We start from the raw sequence: 21,836 nt of genomic DNA, 5'->3' as shown, positions 1-21,836 counted from the left end.
GTCCATCAATAGCCGAGCGGCGGCAGCGGTGCGCTCACCGGTTCTGCGGCGCGCATTTCATGCGTGTCATCGGTTTTCAACTCCTGAAACGCCCGCCAGACGAGAACCATCAGGAAGCAGAAAAAGCAGAAGGAAATGACGATGGCCGTGAGGATCAATGCCTGCGGCAACGGGTTGGCCGCGCTTGAGGCAAGCGTGTCTTGCCCCGCGCCAATGATGGGCGGCACTTCGCGTGTCAGCCGCCCTGCGGTCAACAGCAGCAGGTTGACGGCATTGCCGAGAATGGCGATGCCGAGCAGCAGGCGCACGCTGTGGCGCGACAACATGAGATAAATCGCCACCGAGAAGAAAATGCCGACAAGGATCGAGAAAACCGCTTCCATCAATCATGGTCCCTTTCTTCAAGCCCGAGCGCAATCGACGCAAAGCCGCCAACCACCACCAGATAGACGCCGACATCAAATGACATGACGGTGGCAAGCGGCACCTCCACGCCAAGAAGGCTGGGATAGACCCACAGGCCCGTCATAAAAGGCACGCCGAAAAAGACCGAGAACAGGCCAGACAGCGTGGCCAGCAGCAGGCCGAAACCGGCAATGGACAGCGGATGAAAGATGATGGCGCGGCGCACGGCCTGCACCCCATAAGCGATGCCGAAGATGGCCAGCGCCGAGACGGCAATCAACCCGCCAATGAACCCGCCACCCGGCTCATTATGACCGCGCAGCAAAACGAAGATGGAAAACAGCACCATAAGGCTGATGATGACGGGGGCGACGGTGCGCAGGATCAGCGTGTTCATGCCCTGCCCTCCTTTGCGTCAGGATCATTGTTATCGACTTTAACCCCGGCGCGGATGCGGATGAGCGCCAGGATGGCAAGGCCTGTGATCATCACCACGGCGATTTCGCCCAGCGTATCCGTGCCGCGAAAATCCACGATGATGACGTTTACGACGTTGTTGCCATGCGCGATGATTTTGGAATAGGCGCTGAAAAATTCCGTCAGGCTGGTGTTGAACGGTCTTTCGGTGGATTTCAGCAGCATCAGCGCAAAGCCGGTGCCACAGGCAATGGCGATGGTGCCATCCAGCAGCTTCTGGCCACGTTTTCGGTGATCGGATGGCGAAAGGCGCAGCCGCGTCATGACAAGCGCGAGAATGACGACGGAGAGCGTTTCCACCATGAACTGTGTGAACGACAGGTCGGGCGCGCCGAACAGCAGGAACAGAACCGCCACGGCAAACCCCTGAATGCCAAGCGCCACGATGGCCGTGAGGCGGCTGGAAGCCGTCAACACAGCGATGAGGCCGATGATGGCAATAGCGATAAACACCACCTCATGGATGCGTATGTCCGCAGGCCAGACCGGCATTGCGGGCAATTCGCCATAGGCAAACAGCGGCACGAGCAGAACAAGTGCGATGATGGCAAAGGTGGCCGTGACGTAAAATTCCAGCCTGCCCGGCTGAAGGATGCGCGTGATATAGAAGGACAGCTTGATAAACCGGGAAAGCACGCCGTCAAACGCCTTGTCCGGCCCGGGCCCAACGGCCTCTATCGTGCGGATCATCAGCTTGCGGGCCAGTGATAGTTTGGTGAAGACCATCACGCCCAGCGCCACGGTAAACAGTGACAGCGCCAGCGGCACACCGATATGCGGCACCAGAGACATGTCCACCGTTCGCGGCTCTGCGGCAATGGCCGTTGCCATGGGCGTGGACACCACGGCATGGAATGCGCCGGAAAACAGCGCGGCAAGCAGGCCGACAAGGGCCAAGACGACAGGCCCGAGCCAGAGCAGCACCGGTCCTTCATGCACCTGTTTCGGGTTTTTGACCGGCTTGCCGACAAAGGGCTTCAGCCCCACGGCCAAAGCAATGGCCAGCATCAGCGCGTTGCCGATGACTGCGATGCCGGTGAAGAGAATGGCGCGTGGATTGGCGTGGGCCAGCGCGTAATAGATTTCTTCCTTGGCCAGAAAGCCGAAAAACGGCGGCAGGCCCGCCATGGAAATTGCTGCCGTCAACGCCGCGGCAAAGGTGATGGGCATGGCCTTGCGCAGACCGCCCAACGTCGTCACATCGCGTGTTCCGGCCTCGTGATCGATAATGCCGGCAACCATGAACAGCGCGCCTTTGAACAGCGAATGCGCCACCAGATACAGCACCGCCGCTTCGATGGCGTGATCCGACCCGAAGCCCGTGAGCATGACCAGCAGGCCAAGCGACGACACAGTCGTATAAGCCAGCATGAGTTTCAGATCGGTCTGGCGAATGGCGAGAAACGCGCCGGTCAGCATCGTCAGCCCGCCGAAGAAGGGCAGCAGAATTTCCCATGCCGCCGTATCCCCCAGCACCGGGTTCAGCCGCATCAACAGGTAAACACCGGCTTTGACCATGGTGGCGGAGTGCAGGTAAGCAGACACCGGCGTCGGCGCTTCCATGGCATTGGGCAGCCAGAAGTGAAACGGAAACTGCGCCGATTTGGTGAAGGCACCACCCAGCACCAGCAATAACGTCGCGAAATAAAACGGGCTTTGGCGCAGCACATCGCCACCATGGACCAGCAGGGACAGCTGCGTGGTGCCGCTGATGTTCCAGATGAAAATCAGGCCCGCCAGCAGCACCAGCCCGCCGCCGCCCGTCACCACCAGCGCCTGCAAGGCAGCACGACGGGCAGCCGGTCTTTTATGGTCAAAGCCGATGAGCAGGAAGGAGGTGATGGAGGTGAGTTCCCAATAGACGAACAGCATCAACAGGCTGTCCGACACCACCACGCCTAGCATGGCGCCCATGAACAGCAGCAGAAACGCCATGAAGCGGCCCTGCTGCGGATGGCCCTTCATATAACCACCCGCATACAGAACGATGAGTGTGCCGATGCCGGTGATGAGAAGCGCAAAGGTCAGCGACAGGCCATCGATGAACCATGAGAAGCTGAGATTGAAGCTGGGCACCCAGACGTAACCGCCGGTCACGACTTCGCCTGCCGACACGGCCGGAATGAAACCGAGGAAATGAACGAAGGCAAGACCAGGCGCCAGCGCCAGCAGCCAGGCGGCTTTATGGCCCAACCTGCCCACGGTCAAAGGCGCGCACACTGCCGCAACGAAAGGCAAAAAAAGCACGGCGAATGTCAGCAACGTGACATTGGCGATCATATCGTCTCCCCAGCCCTTTCGCCGTTTTCCGGCTTCCTCTTGTTTTGAATATTCCAATTACGGCATAGGTGCCTGAGCCTCAACCCTTGCGCGGCGAAAACCGGGTTTATGCGCTGTTTTCCGCACAAAACGCTCCTTCCTCTTTCAACCGCGTGCCAGACACACTATCTTGGGGGCAGCAGAAAGGATCACCCGATGAGCGATCTCAAATCACCCAGAATCACCAAGTCCGATGCACAATGGCGCGAGGAGCTGACGGCGGATCAATACCGTATCCTGCGCGAGCATGGCACGGAACGCCCGTTTACCGGCCCCTATTGGAACAGCACGGAAAAAGGCCTGTACCGTTGCGCCGCCTGTGACGAGCCGCTGTTTTATTCCGATACGAAATTCGATGCCGGTTGCGGCTGGCCGAGCTATTTCGAGCCGGTGAAACCGGATGCAGTCATTGAACTGCGCGATACAGCGCACGGCATGGTGCGTACGGAAATTCGCTGCGCCAATTGCGATGGGCATCTCGGCCATGTCTTCCCGGACGGCCCACCACCCACCGGCCTGCGGTACTGCATCAACGGCCACTCGATGGTGTTTGAACCGCAGGACTAAAGCCTTTTATTGTCCAGATCGAGCAAGCGGCCTTCGGGCCGCTTTTTTTGCGCCTATGCCGCGCTGCATTCCAGAGCAAGCGCATACCGCGTGCCAAGCACGCCGCGAGAGTATCCATGCCGCGCCAGAGCGCCCGTCAGATTGGCATTTCGGTGTGATGCGGCGAGATGATGACCTCGTGAAACTCCACCGTTCGCTGGCCCTCAAAGGGAAAAAGCGCCATAATTCCACGACCGAGCAGCAACGGGAACATAAGCCCAGACAGGCATCCACATGATGAAAGGCTGCGGGCTGACGGCCTTGACCTCGACAGGAGACTGGCTGCGCTTTCGCTGATCGCGATAAGCCTTCAAATCGACCACTTCCGCACTCTGCATTGCCATTCATCTATCCCTTTCACGCTGAGGCAATAATGACGCAACACATCTGCGATCTAAAGGCAGCAACTGTTACGCAAGCGCAGTAGCGGAAAAAATATTCTCGCGAATTGCGCATTCCTCAGAATAGCCTGCCTGCGACGGCACGCCTTGATCGTGGTCGCTGGCAAAGGGTTGAGGGCAACACCCCCACCGTCATGCCGGGCATGACCCACTGGTGTCCGATTGAAGTTTTTTGACGTATTCCATAACGTTAGAATTGATGAAAAAAGCTGCGCCTGTTCTCGACGTCATCCTGGGGCTTGTCCCAAGGATCTACGACCGTCACCAAAAACGATCCGTCGCAGATCCTCGGGACAAGCCCGAGGATGACGGCACGCATCGTTTCGTGTCCCGAGCGTCTGCGGTGTGGAAGAATCTTTTGCGATCAAGGACTTGATCGCACTGGACCCCGGATCAAGTCCGGGGTGACGGAGGGTGCGGAGAGGTGACCGCCTGTATTCACGCCACTTCGTGGACCTGATTTGTGGCAAACGCCAACCCTTCATCCGCCCAACCCGTAATGCCACCAATCATGATCTTAACCGGGCGACCCAAACGCGCCAGGTTGAGCGCTGCGCGGTCTGCGCCGTTGCAATGCGGGCCGGCGCAATACACCACGAACAGGGTTTCCATCGGCCATTCCGCCATACGCGCCTGCGTCATCTCCGCGTGGCGCAGATGAATGGCACCGGGAATGTGCTTGGCGGCGAAGGTTTGCGCGGACCCCACCACATGCAAAAGCACAAAATCCTGCTCGCCTTTTTTGATGGAGGCGGCGACGTCCGAGCAATCGGTCTCAACGGAAAGCCGTCTGGAAAAATGGTCGATCGCGATATCAGCCGGTGCAGCGGGGATTTCGGTGACGTAGCTCATATGTGCCTCCTGTGATGTGGTGATGCGACTGTACTGCGTGCAGAAAAACACTGGCAGATGGCATGATTGCCATATATCGTAAACATCATGCCAAAACCCATTCCCTCCTCAGCACTCAATCGCCTTGTTGTTGCCCTGGCCTATGACGGGCTGTGCGCGTTTGAATTTGGCATTGCCGTGGAAGTGTTCGGGCTGGCCCGCCCGGAAATGGGCAGTGACTGGTATCGTTTTGCCGTTGCCGCCGTGGATGACGGCGAGATGCGGACCACCGGCGGCGTGCGTTTCGTGGCCGATGGCGGCATGGAGCTCATCGAACGGGCGGGAACGATTATCGTGCCCGGATGGCGTGGCATCCACGAAGCTGTGCCGGAAGCACTATGTGCGGCGCTGCGCACAGCGCATGACAATGGCGCAACGCTGCTGTCCTTCTGTTCCGGCGTTTTCGTGCTCGCGGCTGCGGGTCTGCTGAACGGCAAAAAGGCAACGACCCACTGGCGTTATACCGATGCCTTAAAAGCGCGGTTTGCCGATATCGCGGTGCTTCCGGAGGTTCTGTATGTGGATGAAGGTTCTGTGCTGACCTCTGCCGGAAGTGCGGCGGCCATTGACCTATGCCTGCACCTCATCCGCCGGGATTTCGGCACCAAAGCCGCCAATTTGGTGGCGCGAAGGCTGGTTGTGCCGCCGCATCGCGATGGTGGACAGGCGCAGTTTATCGACAAGGCCGTGCCGGAAATCCATGAAAAGGCCCGCCTTGGGCCATTGCTGGACGCCATGCGTACCGAACTGGCGGATGATTATACGGTTGCGCGACTGGCCAGCATGGCAGGCATGAGCAGCCGCACGCTTCTTCGCCGGTTTGAAGCCGCAACCGGCACGACGCCTGCGAAATGGTTGCTGCTGCAACGGCTGGCAAAAGCCAAAGACCTGCTGGAAACCTCCAAACTCGGTATTGAAACCATTGCGGAGGCCAGCGGATTGGGCAGCGCCGCCAATCTGCGGCACCATTTCCGCCAGCAATTTTCGACCACGCCTGCGGCGTATCGCGAAAGCTTCGGCACGAAAAACGTCACGCCACTGGAAGCTTGAGTTCCATGCATGTCAGGTCCAGCCAGCGGCCAAACTTGGTGCCGACTTCGGAAAAGCGACCGGCAACGCGAAAGCCGAGCGTTTCGTGAAGGCGGATGGAGGCGGTGTTTTCGGATTCGATGGCGCCGATGAGGACGTGGACGTCGTTGGTTCTGGCGTGATCGATCAGCGCCAGCATCAACAATTTGCCGATGCCGGAACCGCGCGCATCCTTATGAACATAGATGGAATGTTCGCGGGTGTGGCGGTAACCATCGAAAGCGCGCCAGTCTCCGTAGGAGGCGTAACCGGCAACCGCGCCGTCTTTGATGGCGACGATGACCGGAAAGCCGCGATCCTTGCGGGCTTTGAACCACTCTTTGCGGTTTTCCAGATCGACCAGAACCTCGTTCCAGATCGCGGTCGTGTTCAGCACCGCGTCGTTGTAGATATCCATGATGCCGGAAAGGTCGTCGATGGTGGCGTCGCGCAGTTCGATGGTCATGCTTTTTCAGGTCCGCTGCAAATCAGAGTTTTCGCGACCATAAAGCATGTTGCGGTATTCAAGTCATCAGAGCATGTCGCGCAAAAGTGTGCCGCGGTTTTGCGATAACGACATGCGAAAAAACAAAAATCTAAAGCGTCAGGAGCGAATCTGAAAGATCGCGTACGGTTTAGGACAATACGGATGGTGCGAGGCTGAAACTGGTCATGACGGCGGTGTAATGCACGGCGGCGGCGACCACGACGAAGCCGTGCCAGATGGCATTCTGGAAACGCAGCCTTTCCCACACATGGAAAATAACGCCCATGGAATAAATAATGCCGCCGATGATGACCAGCCACAGGGTGATGGGCGGCAGGTGGGTGGACAGTCGCTCGGCAACCATCACGCCGCTCCAGCCCATCAACAGATAAAGCAGGATCGTCAGGCGATCGAACCGGCCCGGAAAGAAACATTTCAGAAGAATGCCCGACAGCGCCGCCACCCAAATCCCGGCCAGCGTAAAGGCAATCAACGGGTCTTCGATGCCACGCTGGAGAATGGGCGTGTAGGTTGCGGCGATGAGAATGAAGATGCCGGAATGATCCAGCCTGCGCAGATACCATTTCACATTGGAATGCGGCCAGATGTTATAGGTAAATGAAATGGACAGGCACAGAATGAGGCCAAACGCATACACCCACACCGCCGCGATGGCGCTGAGACTGCCCCACAGCGTGACATAGAATATGAGCGCCGTTGCGCCAATCAGCGCAAAGACGATGCCGACGCCATGAACGATGCCATCGGCGACGATTTCATGAAGATCGTAACGGCGTCCAAACCGCCAAAGGTCACTCATAGTTCATTCCCGCATAATGTTGCTCAGATCATGCAGGCAATATGAGACCGGAACAAGACGAGTGCTGCAAATCGCGATCACTTTGCGTTCACGACTGTTGCAAAACGAAACTACGGTTACCGATCTACCAACACGGAGCATTTGGCGTGGCGCACAACGCGGTCCGCGGTTGCACCGATGAAATAGTTGGAAAAGTCCGGCGTGTGAGACGCGATGATGATCAGGTCTGCCTTCAGGTCTTCCGCTGCGGCCAGAATTTCGCGGGCGGGCGCGCCGCTGCGAATTTCGACGGGGCCGACAAAGGCTGATTTTTTCTTGAGGTCAGTCAGTTTGGTTCTGGCGTCGTTGATTGCGTTTTCAATCAGGTCCACGGGAAGGTCGATGGCGAGATAACCGGGTAGATCTTCCACCACGTTCAAAAGCGCGATCTGGCCGCCATGATCCAGAAGCGCCTCGGCTTTTTTCAGTGCTTTGTCTGCTTTTTCCGGGGCGCTCAAATCCACTGGAACGAGGATTTTCTTGTACATGTGTTTCTCCCTTCAACCATGAAAAGACGTCTTCTTCTTTCGAAGCTGCTTATATTTACACGGTATGGGCGTAGAGGGAATTGATCCGCATCAAGGCGCGCATCTTTTTCACTGTCAACAAATAGTGCACGCTGCATCACCAAATGGCTATCTTTTCTGAACGATGAACTGCGCGCATAGTCCCCTCAACATCGCCGTGAAACGGCGGCAAGATCGGAGTGCAGGGAATGAGTGAAAACCAACAATTTGCGCTGACGCGGCCCGCTTACGTCGGGCAGGCACATCTCGTCGTGCGGGATCTGCCACGCGTTTCAGAGTTTTACCAGAAGATCATCGGCCTTTCGGTCATCGAAAAATCACCGAGCGGCGAAGTGCTGGGCGTGAACGGCCAACCGCTTTTGACACTGACGACCTCTGGCAATGCCACGCGCGCGCCAAGCGGCGCAGCCGGTCTGTTCCACACCGCATTCCTGATGCCGAGCCGCGACGATCTTGCCCTGTGGCTGACGAATGTGGCGCAACACAATGTGCAGCTTCAGGGCGCATCCGACCATCTGGTCAGCGAGGCCATCTATCTGGCCGATCCGGAAGGCAACGGCATCGAGGTCTACCGCGACCGCCACCCTGACGAATGGAAATATCAGCCGGATGGCACGGTCAGCATGTCCACGCTGCGGCTGGACCTTCAGGAGCTTTACAACAGCGCACCGAAAGCGACCTTTACAAAGGCCGCAGACGGCACCGCCATCGGCCATATTCACTTGCAGGTGGGCGATATTCCGCAGGCGGATGCCTTCTATCAGGACGTTCTTGGGCTGAAGATCATGGCGCGGTATCCCGGTGCAAGCTTCTTCGGTTCCGGTGCCTACCATCACCACGTCGCAGCCAACATCTGGAACAGCCGTGGCGCTCAGGCGCGTTCAGAGACCATGACAGGGCTTTCCGGTTATTCACTGAAGTTCAACGATAAAACCGCCTTGGATAACGCCATCGCAGCACTGGACAGACTGGAAATTGCCAGTGAGCGACAGAGTGACGGCATTGTGGTGAAAGACCCATGGGGAATTGGCTTGAAGCTTTCGGCTTGAGGGCTTTGTCGGGCAGCTAGCGTTTTGCCGCGTGGCTGCCCCCTCTGCCCTGCCGGGCATCTCCCCCACAGGTGGGGAGATGTGCTGGGCGCACCGACATCACTTCTCTCTCAAAGTTTAAGATGATCGAGAGGTTACGGCAATTGAATCTCCCCTCCTTGTGGGGAGATGCCCGGCATGGCAGAGGGGGTAAGCCACACCCGCCAACCGAAATTTCCCATCCCCCGGAACCGCGCCACACGTCGAGCGTTATAGGATTTGATGGGGGACAGATCGATGAATGAACAGGCGATAACCAGCCGAAAAAACACGGCAAATATCGATCACAAGGACCCGGTCATGCGCGGGGCTTTGGGGGCTGCCCATGATGATGAACGAAGCCAGCAACCATTGGGGCGTGAAGCTCTGGATGTGGCGGTCGCCTGGTCGATTGTTGGCATTTTTGTCATCATCCTGCTTGGCGTCATTCACGCCTTGCAGCTCATCCTTATTCCCATCGTTTTGGCCATCGTGGTGGGCATGATTTTGGGCGTGGCAGCCAGCAAGCTGAGTTCCTACGGAATTCCGGGCTCTGTCGTGGCGATTATTCTGTCTTCCGCCGTGGCACTGGTGCTGTTTTTCGTCGTGAATTCGCTGATCGATCCGCTGTCTACGCTGGCATCGGAAGGGCCGGGTATTGTTGAAAAAGCGATCGATCGCTTTATGCCCTACCTGCAAAGCCTGCGTTGGGTGAATATCTCATCATCCACATTCAGCCTGAGTTCGATGTCGATGGAATCGCTCATTTCGCGCAGCGGCGACGTGATTTCCGTCATCGGATCGAACCTCACACCCGCCATTGTGCAGGGCTTGATATTCTTCGCCGCCCTGTTGATGTTTCTTTACAGCCGCGTGCGGCTGCGCAAGGCGATGATTATGGCGTTTCCACAGCGGCACCAGCGTTTGAGAACAATCCGCACCATCGCCTCCATCGAGCACGTGCTCAGCTCCTACTTCGCAACCGCCTCGCTGATGTATGCCGGGCTTGGCGTTACGATGGTGGTCATCGCTATGGTCGGTGGCCTTGCCATGCCATTTCTATGGGGGCTGTTCGCATTTCTCTCCAGCTTCGTGCCGTTCCTTGGCGTCACCGTGATGACGCTGTCACTGACCGTGGCTGGAATTTTGACCCATGACAGCCTGCTTCTCGGCCTGCTGCCCGCCATCGTGTTCTTCACCATCCACCTTTTGATGGAAAATCTGGTGTTTCCGACGGTCGTTGGCAAAAACATGGAAATCAACCCCTTCCTCGTTTTCGTCGCCATCATTTTCTGGACGTGGATGTGGGGCGCCGCAGGCGCCATGCTGGCCCTGCCCCTCTCGCTCATCGGCATGACAGTGGCAAGAGAACTGTTCCCCTCCCGCCGCGTGGTGCCGAATTTGCCGTCCTGATCAAGTTTTATCCGACTTGTAAATTCTATCAAAAGTTGATTTCGATATCATTTCAAGTTGTAAGCCAAGCGCTGACAGCAATATTGAAAATGATACTGAAAAGTGATATCATATGGACTTGAGCAAGAAGCATTTGGCCGTGCTGGAAGCTGTTTTTTCTGATCCCGTTCGAGCTGGCATCGCGTGGCGCGATATAGAAGCGCTGTTTGTCGCATGTGGAGCCGAAATCACCGAGGGACAGGGATCACGGGTGCGGGTAGCGCTTAACGACGTGCGTGCGGTTTTCCACCGCCCGCATCCCCACAAGGAAACCGACAAGGGCGCTGTGAAATCCGTTCGGCGTTTCCTCAGTGAAGCAGGAATAAGACCATGAACATGATGCATTATAAGGGGTATGAGGCGGTTATAGAGTTTGATGAGGATGCCGAGATTTTTCACGGCGAGGTCATCAACCTGCGCGATGTCATCACCTTTCAAGGCGAATCTGCCAGCGAGCTTAAAAAAGCCTTGGCCGAATCCATCGAAGACTACATCGCTTTTTGCACTGAGCGCGGCGAAGAACCTGAAAAGCCATTCTCAGGCCAGTTCGTTGTCCGCACCGAACCAAAGCTTCACAAGGCCGTGTCCAGCGCTGCCAGACGCGAGGGCGTAAGCCTCAACAAATGGGTTGCTATGGCGCTGGAGCGTGCGGTCTCTTAAGACCTGTCAATTCGATGGCGAGTGGAACGCTGGGTCGTCGAGGCGTGTGAACGTTACGCCGCGGGCCTTGAGCGCCAGCAGCCCGCGCACCACGCCCTCGCCGGCTTCATGGGTGGGCTGGTTGATGTGGGCGATGACGACGTCGCCGTCTTTTGCGGAGGCGATGTGTTTGGCCGTCATGCCCGCACCCAGCAGTGAGCCGCCATCGCCGTTGATGGAGTATCCCGCCACCCGTTCGCCGAGGTGATTGATGGTGGCCATGGAGGACTGGGTGTATTTGGCCGTTGCGCCGCGAAACCAGTGCGGCTGGTTGCCGGTGGCCGCCACGATGGCCAGTCTGCCGCCTTCCACTTCCTGTTCCACCGCCGCCTCGGAGCCCGCAGCCGCGATGCCGTAGATCAAGACTGGTTTATCGACGGCTGGAACGTGGTTTTCGCCGTGGTTTTCGATTTCGAAAAGATCGGGGTGAGACATCAGCACGCCCAGCGCTTGCGGATTGTGTTTGAGCCAGCGCGCGGTGACGAAGATGGTGGCGGGGATTTTTTCGCCGACCAGCGTATCGAGAATGCGGAAATCCGTTTTGCCCATGCAGGCATCCAACGTGATGGCAACACGCGGTGGCGTCGTCTTGCCCTGCATTTTCAAGGTCGGCTCAACAAGGCCGGATCCCGCAAAAGCGGGAGACGCCATGGCAAGCAGGAATGCGGCAATGGGCAGATTTTTCAGCATTTCAGAGGCTTTCGATCAGTCAATAACAACGGCATTCTGCCCGCAAAGTGCCGGAATTATGGCGTGGCGGCGGGCAGACCATCCAGCTCACTAAGCTTTGCCAAGGCCTCTTCCACCCGCTGGTTATCGCTGACGCTGAGCGGCATGACCGGCAAAGGCGGTTGGCGGTGGGTGAGCGAGAGCAGGTTGGCGGCGGCGTAGACCACGCGGAAACTGCCGAATTCTTTAAACAGCGCCCAGAGCGGTTGAAAATATTCCTCCACGCGGCTGACTTCGGCAGCATCGCCCGCTTGTGCGGCGCGCAGCAGGCGAAGGCTCGGCACCGGCAGCAGCCCGGCGATGACGCTGTACCAGCTATCGCCACCTTGCAGCACAGCCTCCGCGCAACCCCAGTCTCCGCTATAACCAATCGCAAAATCCTCGCCCAAGCGTGGGCGCAGCCGCTCCAGCTCCGCTTTGAATGCCATGTCGGCAGGCAGCGGCATTTTAACGGCGCGGATATGCGGAATATAGGCAAGCCGCACCAGCAACTCATCGCTGAACGAGAAATGCGTGGTGGACGGATTGTTGTAAATGCAGAGCGGCAAGGCGGTGGAACCGGCGATGGCGGCAAAGTGGTGGTACACCTCTTCCTGCGTCAGCGGTGTGTAGGAAACCGGGGCGAGGAGCAGCGCATCGGCACCCGCCTCCTCCGCATCCCTCGCCAAAGCAATCGCCTCATCCGTGCGCAATATGCCAACACCCACGATCAGCGGGCGGCGGCCTTTCAGCGTTTCGGCGGCGGTCTGCACCGTGCGGCGGCGCTGTTCGCGGGAGAGATAGGCGTAGCTGCCGGTACTGCCCAACAGACCGATGGAATCGACGTGCGCTGCATCCAGCCGCTCGATGAGACGCGACAGTGCTTCCACGTCGACATGGCCGTTTTCGTCTGCCGGTGTCAGCGGAAACGCCGAAAGCCCGTGAAATTTGACGCTCATGCAACCCGCCCCTAAAAACCCTCTGGGAACGAGGATTAAGCGGGGATTGAGCGGGCGGCAATAGGAATGTGGATGAAGTTGGATGGGATTATAACAAGGCCACCTCTATTCCGTCATACCGGGCTTGACCCGGTATCCAGCACCGCCGCGTCTGCGGTGCAAAAGAGTCTTGCAACCCAAGGACTTGGGTTGACTGGATCCCGGATCAAGTCCGGGATGACGGAGAGTAAAAGCCCTTCTCAATCATACAAATAATGCTTCGCCCACTGCTCTTCCGGCACCTTTTCCCCCACCTTATAATCGAAATTGCGAATGCCCAGCGTGGTCGGGGCGATCTGGCATTTGTAGCGCAGGCGATACCATTCTCCGGCGCTGCGGAACACGGCACCTGATGCCTTGATGGAATCGGGGGTGACATCGGGGTCGCCGAAGGCATAGGCGATGACCTTGTCGGGCTTCATGCCCGTCTGCTCCTTGGCGATACGCTCCATGGCTTCGATATCGCAGCGTTGCTCAAGCCGCTCTTCCGGTGCCAGCGCATTCAACTGGCGCAGGATGCTGCTGTCTATGGCCATGGCGGGCATGGCGACGGCCGAGCAGGTAAGGGCTGCAAGAAGGGCAACGGGGAGAAGCTTGTGCATGAGATCCTGTCGGGCTTTTCGTTTCTTCTTTTCGATTCGCGTCGCAAATCATCTGTCTTCAGCGCACATCAGCAACAACGGGCACCGAGGACATGCGCTCTATTGCTAAAATGTGATCGAAACCCGACCAAATTGTGCCCGACTGTTTATTGCTCAACAGAGATTTCAAACTTGATACACCCTTGGGCGCACTCTACATCTTAAAACACGCAGACCGATTTCCCTACGAAAGCGAGTGACCTTGTCCATTTTTAAAAACCTGCCCGCCGCACCTGTCGCCGAAAAAAAGCCGGTGACGGATACGCATCACGGCATTGCCCGCACGGATGATTACGCCTGGTTCCGGGCCGATAACTGGCAGGCCATGTTCAAGGACCCGACCCTGCTTGACCCGGCCATCCGCACCCATCTGGAAGCGGAAAACACCTATATGGAAGCGGCGATGGCGGACACCAAGCCGTTGCAGGAAACGCTGTTTGAGGAAATGAAAGGCCGCATCAAGCAGGATGATTCCTCCGTTCCGGTCAATGACGGGCCTTATGCTTACGGCACGCTCTTCGTGACCGGCGGTGAGCAGCCGCATTATTTCCGCACCCCACGCGGTGGCGGTGAAAAGCACGTTTTGTTGAACGGTGACAAGGAAGCCGAAGGCAAGGATTATTTCCGTTTGGCCGGGCTTGACCAATCCACGGACCACAGCCGTGGCATCTGGGGTTATGACGACAAGGGTTCGGAATATTACACGCTGCGGATTCGCGAGCTGGAAACCGGGCACGATCTGGCCGATGTGATTGAAAACACCGGCGGTGGCGGTGCCTGGGCACCGGATGGCAAAAGCTTTTTCTACACGCTTCAGGACGAAAACCATCGTCCTTCCAAGGTGTTTCACCACATCGTTGGCCAACCGCAATCGTCTGACCGTTTGGTCTATGAAGAAACCGACCCCGGCTTTTTCATGGGCGTGGGCGCATCGGTTCTGGACGACTTTATCTTCATCGATATCCACGACCACGAAACCAGCGAGTACCGTCTTCTGTCCACCAAGGACTTGACCGCTGAGCCGCAGATCGTGGCGGAGCGTGAAGAGGGCATCGAATATTCGCTGTGCGAAGGCGGCGATGTGTTCTTCATTCTGACCAATGAAGGCGATGCCAAGGACTTCCGCATCATGGAAACGCCGGTTGGCGCACCGGGCAAGGACAACTGGAAGGAACTGGTGCCGCACGAACCGGGCCGCCTCATTCTGGATATCGATGCCTATGCCCGTCACCTGCTGTGGCTGGAGCGCCGCGATGGTCTGCCGCGGATCGTCATTCGTGATCGTGTAAGCGGTGAAGAACATGCGATTGCCTTTGCCGAAGAGGCCTATTCGCTGGGTCTGCACGGCGCTGCGGAATACGACACGGACGTCATCCGCTTCAGCTATTCCTCCATGACCACGCCGAGCCAGTTGTTTGACTACAACATGGTAACGCGTGAGCGTGTGCTGTTAAAAACACAGGAAGTCCCCTCCGGCCACAACCCGGATGATTACGTGACGCGCCGCGTTATGGCGACGTCGCATGATGGCGCGCTGGTGCCGGTGTCCCTGCTATACCGCAAGGATACGCCGCTGGATGGTTCCGCACCCTGCCTGCTGTATGGTTATGGCGCTTACGGGATTTCCATTCCGGCTTCGTTCAGCACCAACAACCTGTCGCTGGCCGATCGTGGTTTTGTCTATGCGGTCGCGCATATTCGCGGCGGCAAGGACAAGGGCTTCGAGTGGTATGAAAACGGCAAGATGGAGCACAAGCAGAACACGTTCAAAGACTTCATCGCCGCTGCCGACCATCTGGTGAAGGATGGATTTACCTCTTACACCGGCATTATCGCGGAGGGTGGTTCTGCGGGCGGCATGTTGATGGGGGCGGTTGCCAACATCGCGCCGGAAAAATTCGCCGGCATCATCGCCGCCGTTCCTTTCGTCGACGTGCTGACAACGATGCTGGACGATACCCTGCCGCTGACGCCGCCGGAATGGCCGGAATGGGGCAACCCGCTGGAATCGCAAGAGGAATATCAGTGGATCGCCGCCTATTCGCCTTACGATAATGTCAGCGCAAAACCCTACCCGCCGCTGCTGGCCATTTCCGGCCTCACCGACCCGCGTGTGACCTATTGGGAACCGACCAAGTGGGTGGCGAAGCTGCGCGAGCACACGACGGGCGATGCGCCCATTCTGCTGAAAACCAACATGGCGGCGGGCCATGGCGGCAAGTCTGGCCGTTTCCAGCGGCTTGAAGAGATCGCGTTTGAATACGCGTTCGCGCTGAAGGTGGCTGGCAAGGCTACTGTTTGACGCAACAGGAACCGCACAAATCGTGATGCTCGGGGTTGTCCCGAGCATCGCGACGTTAAAATTTTGGAGAGGTGATGGGATCCTCGGGACAAGTCCGAGGACGACGAACCCCCCTCCAAATGGAGAAAAATACTTTCTAAAATCCATTTTTCGAGATTTTTTTCCACAAAAAATCAAAACTATGATCTATTGTAATATAGCATCGATATTAATCGCATTTTAATTTTTTATGCAGTTAAGCGCTGAATTTTATCAGTAAAAAACGACGACTGGATAGTATTGTATATTCCGCAAAATGGTTCCACAATGCCGCGCATGGCTGCAATGCGGCATTTTGCGTTGCAATATCATTTTCTCGCCGTATTATAGCGACGTTGACATATTTTTGCGCTTTTCTGCCGCGCTGGCCGTGGCATTTTCTGTCGCTGTTTGGCGGCTATTCTTTGGCGAGCTCTCGCTCGTCTTTTCCGCGCCGTGTCATTTGGTTCTAGAACGTCCGCATAAACCCATGCGGAACCATCGTTCTATGAGCATAGCTCTGCATCGTGTCCTTACGAAAATCCCCGTGATTTTCTGGCCGGTGCTTTGGCGAGCCGGGCTTTGCAGTGCCCCGGTGCGCCTTTTGAAAACACTGCATCAGACTTGGGGGTCTTACAAATGAAGAAACTCCTCGCCTCGACCATTCTTGTAACGGGCTTCACCCTTGCCGCTGCGGCTGCAAGCTCCGCCAACGCCGCTGAAGACTGCGGCAATATCTCCATCGCAGAAATGAACTGGGCATCCGCAGGTGTTGCGGCTTATGTCGATAAGTTCATTATGGAAAACGGCTATGACTGCACGGTCAACATCGTGACCGGTGACACCACGCCGACATTCACCTCCATGAATGAAAAAGGCCAGCCGGATATGGCGCCTGAAATGTGGGTGAACACGCTTGGCACCTCTTATGGCGACGCCGTCAAGAAGGGCACTGTCATTCAGGAGGTTAAAATCCTCAATGAAGGCGGCGTAGAAGGCTGGTGGATTCCCAAATACCTTGCCGACGCGCACCCGGACATCAAAACGGTAGAAGATGCGCTCAAGCACCCCGAACTGTTTCCCGCACCGGAAGATGCCAGCAAAGGCGCCGTCTTCGGTTGCCCTCCCGGCTGGGGCTGCCAGCCCACCACAGCCAATCTTTTCAAGGCGCGCAAAGCGGATGAAAAGGGCTTTACGCTGGTCGACACCGGCTCTGCGGCAGGCCTCGATGGCTCCATTTCCAATGCCTATGAGAAGAAGCAGGGCTGGCTCGGTTACTATTGGGCGCCCACGGCCATTCTCGGCAAATACGACATGGTCAAACTGGATGACGGCGTAGAACTGGACCGTGCGGCTTACGACAGCTGCATCGCCAAAGCCGACTGCGCCGACCCCAAGCCGAACGCCTACCCGGTTGCCGAAGTCTATACCGTCGTGACGCCGAAATTCGCGGAAAAGGCCGGTGTCTCGGCCGAATACGTCAAGAAGCGCCAGTGGGACAACGCCACGGTTGCCGGCGTTCTTGCCTGGATGGATGAAAACCAGGGCACCAATGAAGACGGTGCTGCCTATTTCCTCGAAAACCACGAGGAAATCTGGACGAAGTGGGTTTCGCCTGATGTGGCGGAGAAGATCAAGGCTTCGATTTGAGGTGAGTGTCAGGGGCCGCGCCTGATCGCGGCCTACGACACTCGTGGCTCCCCCTCTGCCTGCCGGCATCTCCCCCACAAGGGGGGAGAGCGCTGGTGGTATGCCCTTCTCTCCAATATCGACGTTCGAGATGGATGAGAGGCTGCCGCTCGTTTTCTCCCCCTTGTGGGGGAGATGCCGGCAGGCAGAGGGGGTCTTCGCCACACCCGCCCCTCCAAAACCAACAAGGGAAAACAACAATAATGGCCCTCTGTGATTTCATGCCGGATATGCTGTGCAAGTTTCCGGCCATCAGCAACGGCTCCATGCGCGTGGCACGCAAGACAATCGACGACGGATTTCGCGATATTGTTCGCAGTTACGGCGATGTCATCGATACCATCGTGCATCCGCTGCAATTGTTTCTGAATGCATCCGAACGCTTTTTTACCCAGACACCGTGGATCGTCATTTTTCTCGGGCTGCTGGCACTCGTCCATATTGTCGGGCGCAGCACCCGCATCACCATCGGCACGGCCATTTCGCTGTGTCTGATCGGCGCGGTTGGCCTGTGGCGCGATTCCATGGTGACGCTGTCGATCGTGGCGATTGCGACATTGATCGCGGTTCTGATCGGCCTGCCGCTTGGCATTCTGATGGCACGTTCCGAGAAGCTACAGCGCTTCATCAACCCCGGTCTGGACGTGATGCAGACGATGCCGAGCTTCGTTTACCTCATTCCCGTGGTGGTGATTTTCGGTATCGGCAAGGTGCCGGGCCTGATTGCTGTCGTGATTTACGCCGTGCCGCCGATGATCCGCCTGACCAATCTGGGCATTCGCATGGTGGACCGGGAAACGCTGGAAGCGGCGGACGCCTTTGGCTCATCCAACATGCAAAAGCTGATGAACGTGCAACTGCCCCTGGCGCTGCCCACCATCATGACCGGCATCAACCAGACCATCATGATGTCGCTGGCCATGGTCGTGGTCGCCTCCATGGTCGGCGTCGGCGGTCTGGGCAAAAACGTGCTTCAGGCCATCAACAACCAGTTCTTTACAATCGGCTTTCTGAACGGCTTTGCGCTGGTGGCCATCGCCATCATGTTTGATCGCGCAAGTCAGGCCTTCGGCAAGCGTTTACAGAAATATCGCGAGGTGCAGCATGGCTAAGGACATTGAAATCAGGAGTCTTTACAAGATCTTTGGCAAGCACCCTGAGAAACATCTTAAAGCCGTTCAAAACGGGATGAGCAAGACCGAGCTGAACGATACGCATAACCACGTTCTGGGTCTCAACAACATCAACCTGACCATGCCGAGCGGCAAGATTACCGTTGTCATGGGGCTTTCCGGCTCCGGCAAATCAACGCTGATCCGCCACATCAACCGGCTGATCGAGCCGAGCGCTGGCGAAGTGTTTTATGACGGGCAGGATATCTGCTCCATGAACACCTCCAGTCTGCGGGAATTCCGCCGCCACAAAACGGCGATGGTGTTTCAGAAATTCGGCCTTTTGCCGCACCGCACCGTTCTGGAAAACAGCCTGTATGGTCTGGATATTCAAGGTGTGCCACGCAAGGAGAGCGAACCGAAAGGCCGTTATTGGCTGGAGCGTGTGGGCCTTGACGGCTACGAGGATCATTACCCCAACCAGCTGTCCGGCGGCATGCAGCAGCGCGTGGGCCTGGCGCGGGCGCTGTCCAACGATGCCGACATTCTGTTGATGGACGAGGCCTACTCCGCACTGGACCCGCTGATCCGCGTGGATATGCAAACCATGCTGCTCAATCTTCAGCAGGAGTTGAAGAAGACCGTGGTGTTCATCACCCATGATCTGGACGAGGCTTTGCGGCTGGGCGACCACATCGCCATTCTCAAGGACGGCGAGATGGTGCAGCAGGGCGATGGGCAGAGCATTATTCTGTCTCCCGCCAATGATTACGTCAGCGACTTCGTGCGTGACGTCAATCGCGGCCGTGTGCTTCAGGCAACCACCGTCATGGAGCCGGTGATGACTGCACCGGAAAGCATGTCCGTGCTGGAAACCGACACGCTGGAAACCATTGCCCGCGACATGACCGACGCCAACGAGACCACCGCGCATGTGGTGGATGAAGATGGCAAGGCGGTGGGCAGCATCGGCATCGAAACGCTGGTGGCGGCCATGGTCACGCCCGCCGCGCAAGACTCCGAACCGTCCGTGATTCTGCCGCCCGAAACGGCGGAGCCGGAAAAGCAGATCGCCTGATTCTCCCCTCACCCTTCGCGACTCACGGTGCGGAGGGTGCTTCACGTTAGGGAATCGGCCAAAACGCGCTGTTTTTGGATTTTGCAAGCGGCAAAATTGCAAAAACGAAGCAGCACCTTTGCTGCTGTCAAGCGAAGAACACGCCCAAAACGCCATGACGCAAGTTTCGCGCAAGCTTCGGCAGTTAATAAATCGTTAACCAGTCATAGATGAGGCTTGCGATGAATATCGATAACAACATCGGCGGCTCTGCACACCAAAACCGCTCCCAACACCTTGAAAAGCGGCAGAGTGAGGCAGTGGTTTCCGAACAATTGCCAACGACGATGAGCGGCGACAGGATTTCGTTCGTAAACGTGCTGCAAGCCACGTCGCTTGCCAACGTTTTGTGGACCGTCAACAATGAAGCTGCGGACGGCGCACCTGAACAGGGCGGCGCAGAAACCTCTGCCCAGCTCGAATCTGCCTGGCTTCGCCAAGCCTATACGGAACACTGATATCTGCTGCACGTCTGCCTAGACCGAACCACCCAAGACCTACGCACCAAACATATTTGACATTAATTTCTGATTAATATTTACGAAAAAGCCGCACACAGGCGGCTCAATCAATCCTCGAAATACAAGTGTGACAGGCGTGTTAAGCGTCGCTTGTTGTGTTGATTTCAAGCGTGATGTGCGAGAGCGCTTTTATCTCTGCCAGTTTTTGCCGATAAAATGCCGGTGCTTTGGGTGATGGCGCTTTAATGGCGACGATGGCGGCATGATGCCCCGGCCCTACCTGCCAGATATGCAGATCCGTGATGCGCTCCTCATCCGTCTCGACGGCTGTTCGAACCTGTCTGGATATATCCGCCGCCTCCGGGGCCGCATCCACCAACACGGTTGCCGTTGAGCGCACCAGCCCCCACGACCAGCGGGCAATCACAATGCCGCCGACGATGCCCATGGCCGGGTCAAGAAATGTCCAGCCGTTCCACTTACCCAACAACAGCGCCGCGATGGCCAGAACCGAGGTTAGCGCATCGGCCAGCACATGCAGATAAGCGGAGCGCAGATTATTGTCCCTGCCGCCGTGGCCTCCATGATGGGCGTGGTGCCCGTGGTGCCCGTGGTCGCCATGGTGCGCGTGTTCACCGTGGTGCCCGTGATGGGCATGGCTGCCATGGGAATGGCCATGGTCGTGGTCGTACCCATGATGATGGTCGTCCTTCAGCAGCCATGCACTGATGAGGTTCACGGCCAGGCCAATGGCCGCAACGGCAATCGCCTGATTGAAATCGATCGTCACCGGCGCGAAGAACCGCAGCAGGCTTTCCCACGCAATCATCAGCGCCGCAACGCCCAGAACGACAGCACTTGCAAAACCGGCCAGGTCGCCAAACTTGCCGGTTCCGAAGGTGAAGCGCGGATTTTTGGATTGGCGGCGGGCATAAAGATACGCCAGCGCCGAAATCAGCATCGCGCCCGCGTGGGTGGCCATGTGCCAGCCATCCGCCGTCAGCGCCATGGAGCCGAACCAGCTTCCGGCCGCAATTTCCGCCACCATCATCGCTGTCGTCAGCGCGATCACCGTCCAAACGCGGCGCTCATTGCGCTCATGGTCGCGACCCAGAAACACATGCCCATGCGTGCCGGGGACATCAGGATGTTCAACCATCGTCGTCATCGCTTTTTCCTTATCGCAGATAGGTCTTGAGCACCTGCGCCAGTTCATCGGCAGCCTTGGCGCGCTCGTCGTCGTTTTCGGCATGAACCACATGCTCATGCAGATGCTCCAGCATGACCTCATTGGTCAGTCCGGACAGCGCGCCCCGTACGGACGCCAGAAGCTGCAAAACATCACCGCACGGCTTGCCAGTTTCCAACGCCCGTTCAACGGCGTCCATCTGCCCTTTCAAGCGCCGGACACGGGCCAGCAGCTTGTCTTTATTCTGAACCGTATGTGACATGGCTTTCTTTCCATATAGTATAGGGGGGTATAGTATATGAGATCAGAAATTTTGCAACGCGGACTTCTCCGCCGGCTTGCC

Annotated in this window: 24 protein-coding genes; 11 read left to right on the top strand and 13 right to left on the bottom strand. The window is 57.3% G+C overall.

Annotated elements, in window-relative coordinates:
* Positions 1 to 5: 5 nt before the first annotated feature.
* From RMR16_RS02765 to RMR16_RS02755, 3 genes are read right to left on the bottom strand one after another with little or no spacing between them, the layout of a single operon-like run.
* Entirely contained in the window at positions 6 to 383 is a 378-nt protein-coding gene (locus tag RMR16_RS02765) for a Na+/H+ antiporter subunit C (protein WP_320199207.1), read from the bottom strand.
* Positions 383 to 802, bottom strand: coding sequence for a Na(+)/H(+) antiporter subunit B (locus tag RMR16_RS02760; RefSeq protein ID WP_320199206.1), 420 nt, complete (start codon positions 800 to 802; stop codon positions 383 to 385). The genes RMR16_RS02765 and RMR16_RS02760 overlap by 1 nt, the downstream gene beginning before the upstream one ends.
* Entirely contained in the window at positions 799 to 3,162 is a 2,364-nt protein-coding gene (locus tag RMR16_RS02755) for a putative monovalent cation/H+ antiporter subunit A (protein ID WP_320199205.1), read from the bottom strand. Before RMR16_RS02755 ends, RMR16_RS02760 begins: the two co-directional genes overlap by 4 nt.
* 195 nt (positions 3,163 to 3,357) lie before the next feature.
* On the opposite strand from RMR16_RS02755, the gene msrB reads away from it, so the two are divergent.
* Positions 3,358 to 3,768 (top strand): peptide-methionine (R)-S-oxide reductase MsrB, encoded by a 411-nt coding sequence (gene msrB, locus RMR16_RS02750; RefSeq protein ID WP_320199204.1) that lies wholly within the window; start codon positions 3,358 to 3,360, stop codon positions 3,766 to 3,768.
* Positions 3,769 to 3,971: 203 nt separating this feature from the next.
* Here msrB and RMR16_RS02745 read toward each other — a convergent pair whose 3' ends face one another.
* Both RMR16_RS02745 and RMR16_RS02740 read right to left on the bottom strand, forming a co-directional pair.
* Complete coding sequence (locus RMR16_RS02745; RefSeq protein WP_320199203.1) at positions 3,972 to 4,151, bottom strand: hypothetical protein; 180 nt, start codon at positions 4,149 to 4,151, stop codon at positions 3,972 to 3,974.
* A 495-nt stretch (positions 4,152 to 4,646) separates the two neighbouring features.
* The gene (locus tag RMR16_RS02740; RefSeq protein WP_320199202.1) at positions 4,647 to 5,060 is read right to left on the bottom strand and encodes a rhodanese-like domain-containing protein; all 414 of its coding nucleotides are present in this window, start codon (positions 5,058 to 5,060) and stop codon (positions 4,647 to 4,649) included.
* A gap of 87 nt (positions 5,061 to 5,147) precedes the next feature.
* Here RMR16_RS02740 and ftrA point away from each other — a divergent pair, with 87 nt between their 5' ends.
* Complete coding sequence (gene ftrA / locus RMR16_RS02735) at positions 5,148 to 6,149, top strand: transcriptional regulator FtrA (RefSeq protein WP_320199496.1); 1,002 nt, start codon at positions 5,148 to 5,150, stop codon at positions 6,147 to 6,149.
* On the opposite strand, the gene RMR16_RS02730 is transcribed toward ftrA, so the two are convergent.
* The 3 genes from RMR16_RS02730 to RMR16_RS02720 all read right to left on the bottom strand — a co-directional run bounded on the left by RMR16_RS02730 (position 6,130) and on the right by RMR16_RS02720 (position 8,001).
* On the bottom strand, positions 6,130 to 6,633 hold the full coding sequence (locus tag RMR16_RS02730; RefSeq protein ID WP_320199201.1) for a GNAT family N-acetyltransferase: 504 nt from the start codon (positions 6,631 to 6,633) through the stop codon (positions 6,130 to 6,132). The two genes, ftrA and RMR16_RS02730, sit on opposite strands and share 20 nt — an antisense overlap.
* A gap of 169 nt (positions 6,634 to 6,802) precedes the next feature.
* Positions 6,803 to 7,474, bottom strand: a complete 672-nt coding sequence (trhA, locus tag RMR16_RS02725; protein WP_320199200.1) for a PAQR family membrane homeostasis protein TrhA — start codon at positions 7,472 to 7,474, stop codon at positions 6,803 to 6,805.
* A gap of 116 nt (positions 7,475 to 7,590) precedes the next feature.
* Positions 7,591 to 8,001 (bottom strand): universal stress protein, encoded by a 411-nt coding sequence (locus RMR16_RS02720; protein WP_320199199.1) that lies wholly within the window; start codon positions 7,999 to 8,001, stop codon positions 7,591 to 7,593.
* A gap of 227 nt (positions 8,002 to 8,228) precedes the next feature.
* On the opposite strand from RMR16_RS02720, the gene RMR16_RS02715 reads away from it, so the two are divergent.
* The 4 genes from RMR16_RS02715 to RMR16_RS02700 all read left to right on the top strand — a co-directional run bounded on the left by RMR16_RS02715 (position 8,229) and on the right by RMR16_RS02700 (position 11,219).
* Positions 8,229 to 9,089, top strand: a complete 861-nt coding sequence (locus tag RMR16_RS02715) for a VOC family protein (protein ID WP_320199198.1) — start codon at positions 8,229 to 8,231, stop codon at positions 9,087 to 9,089.
* 276 nt (positions 9,090 to 9,365) lie between these two features.
* Complete coding sequence (locus RMR16_RS02710) at positions 9,366 to 10,520, top strand: AI-2E family transporter (RefSeq protein WP_320199197.1); 1,155 nt, start codon at positions 9,366 to 9,368, stop codon at positions 10,518 to 10,520.
* A gap of 112 nt (positions 10,521 to 10,632) precedes the next feature.
* Entirely contained in the window at positions 10,633 to 10,893 is a 261-nt protein-coding gene (locus tag RMR16_RS02705) for a type II toxin-antitoxin system HicA family toxin (RefSeq protein ID WP_320199196.1), read from the top strand.
* Complete coding sequence (locus RMR16_RS02700; RefSeq protein ID WP_320199195.1) at positions 10,890 to 11,219, top strand: type II toxin-antitoxin system HicB family antitoxin; 330 nt, start codon at positions 10,890 to 10,892, stop codon at positions 11,217 to 11,219. The genes RMR16_RS02705 and RMR16_RS02700 overlap by 4 nt, the downstream gene beginning before the upstream one ends.
* Positions 11,220 to 11,225: 6 nt before the next feature.
* Here RMR16_RS02700 and RMR16_RS02695 read toward each other — a convergent pair whose 3' ends face one another.
* The 3 genes from RMR16_RS02695 to RMR16_RS02685 form a co-directional block, all read right to left on the bottom strand.
* The gene (locus tag RMR16_RS02695; protein ID WP_320199194.1) at positions 11,226 to 11,948 is read right to left on the bottom strand and encodes a polysaccharide deacetylase family protein; all 723 of its coding nucleotides are present in this window, start codon (positions 11,946 to 11,948) and stop codon (positions 11,226 to 11,228) included.
* Positions 11,949 to 12,004: 56 nt separating this feature from the next.
* Positions 12,005 to 12,925 (bottom strand): dihydrodipicolinate synthase family protein, encoded by a 921-nt coding sequence (locus RMR16_RS02690; RefSeq protein ID WP_320199193.1) that lies wholly within the window; start codon positions 12,923 to 12,925, stop codon positions 12,005 to 12,007.
* A 239-nt stretch (positions 12,926 to 13,164) separates the two neighbouring features.
* Complete coding sequence (locus RMR16_RS02685; protein WP_320199192.1) at positions 13,165 to 13,566, bottom strand: DUF930 domain-containing protein; 402 nt, start codon at positions 13,564 to 13,566, stop codon at positions 13,165 to 13,167.
* A gap of 241 nt (positions 13,567 to 13,807) precedes the next feature.
* Here RMR16_RS02685 and RMR16_RS02680 point away from each other — a divergent pair, with 241 nt between their 5' ends.
* The 5 genes from RMR16_RS02680 to RMR16_RS02660 all read left to right on the top strand — a co-directional run bounded on the left by RMR16_RS02680 (position 13,808) and on the right by RMR16_RS02660 (position 20,301).
* Positions 13,808 to 15,907: a S9 family peptidase gene (locus RMR16_RS02680; RefSeq protein ID WP_320199191.1), complete on the top strand. Its 2,100-nt coding sequence runs from the start codon at positions 13,808 to 13,810 to the stop codon at positions 15,905 to 15,907.
* A gap of 657 nt (positions 15,908 to 16,564) precedes the next feature.
* The gene (locus RMR16_RS02675; RefSeq protein ID WP_320199190.1) at positions 16,565 to 17,575 is read left to right on the top strand and encodes an ABC transporter substrate-binding protein; all 1,011 of its coding nucleotides are present in this window, start codon (positions 16,565 to 16,567) and stop codon (positions 17,573 to 17,575) included.
* Between the two features lie 242 nt (positions 17,576 to 17,817).
* Entirely contained in the window at positions 17,818 to 18,726 is a 909-nt protein-coding gene (locus tag RMR16_RS02670) for an ABC transporter permease (protein WP_320199189.1), read from the top strand.
* Positions 18,719 to 19,804, top strand: a complete 1,086-nt coding sequence (locus tag RMR16_RS02665; RefSeq protein ID WP_320199188.1) for a quaternary amine ABC transporter ATP-binding protein — start codon at positions 18,719 to 18,721, stop codon at positions 19,802 to 19,804. The genes RMR16_RS02670 and RMR16_RS02665 overlap by 8 nt, the downstream gene beginning before the upstream one ends.
* Positions 19,805 to 20,025: 221 nt before the next feature.
* Entirely contained in the window at positions 20,026 to 20,301 is a 276-nt protein-coding gene (locus tag RMR16_RS02660; RefSeq protein ID WP_320199187.1) for a hypothetical protein, read from the top strand.
* A 142-nt stretch (positions 20,302 to 20,443) separates the two neighbouring features.
* Here the strand turns inward: RMR16_RS02660 and dmeF are convergent, their stop codons facing one another.
* Together dmeF and dmeR are read right to left on the bottom strand one after the other, a co-directional pair.
* Positions 20,444 to 21,472, bottom strand: a complete 1,029-nt coding sequence (gene dmeF, locus RMR16_RS02655; protein WP_413785972.1) for a CDF family Co(II)/Ni(II) efflux transporter DmeF — start codon at positions 21,470 to 21,472, stop codon at positions 20,444 to 20,446.
* A 10-nt stretch (positions 21,473 to 21,482) separates the two neighbouring features.
* Entirely contained in the window at positions 21,483 to 21,755 is a 273-nt protein-coding gene (gene dmeR, locus RMR16_RS02650) for a Ni(II)/Co(II)-sensing transcriptional repressor DmeR (RefSeq protein WP_320199186.1), read from the bottom strand.
* Positions 21,756 to 21,836: the final 81 nt, after the last annotated feature.

The organism is Agrobacterium sp. rho-13.3, from assembly GCF_033957765.2.
In the GTDB taxonomy this organism is placed as follows: domain Bacteria; phylum Pseudomonadota; class Alphaproteobacteria; order Rhizobiales; family Rhizobiaceae; genus Agrobacterium.
This window is presented reverse-complemented; position numbering and strand designations above follow the sequence as displayed.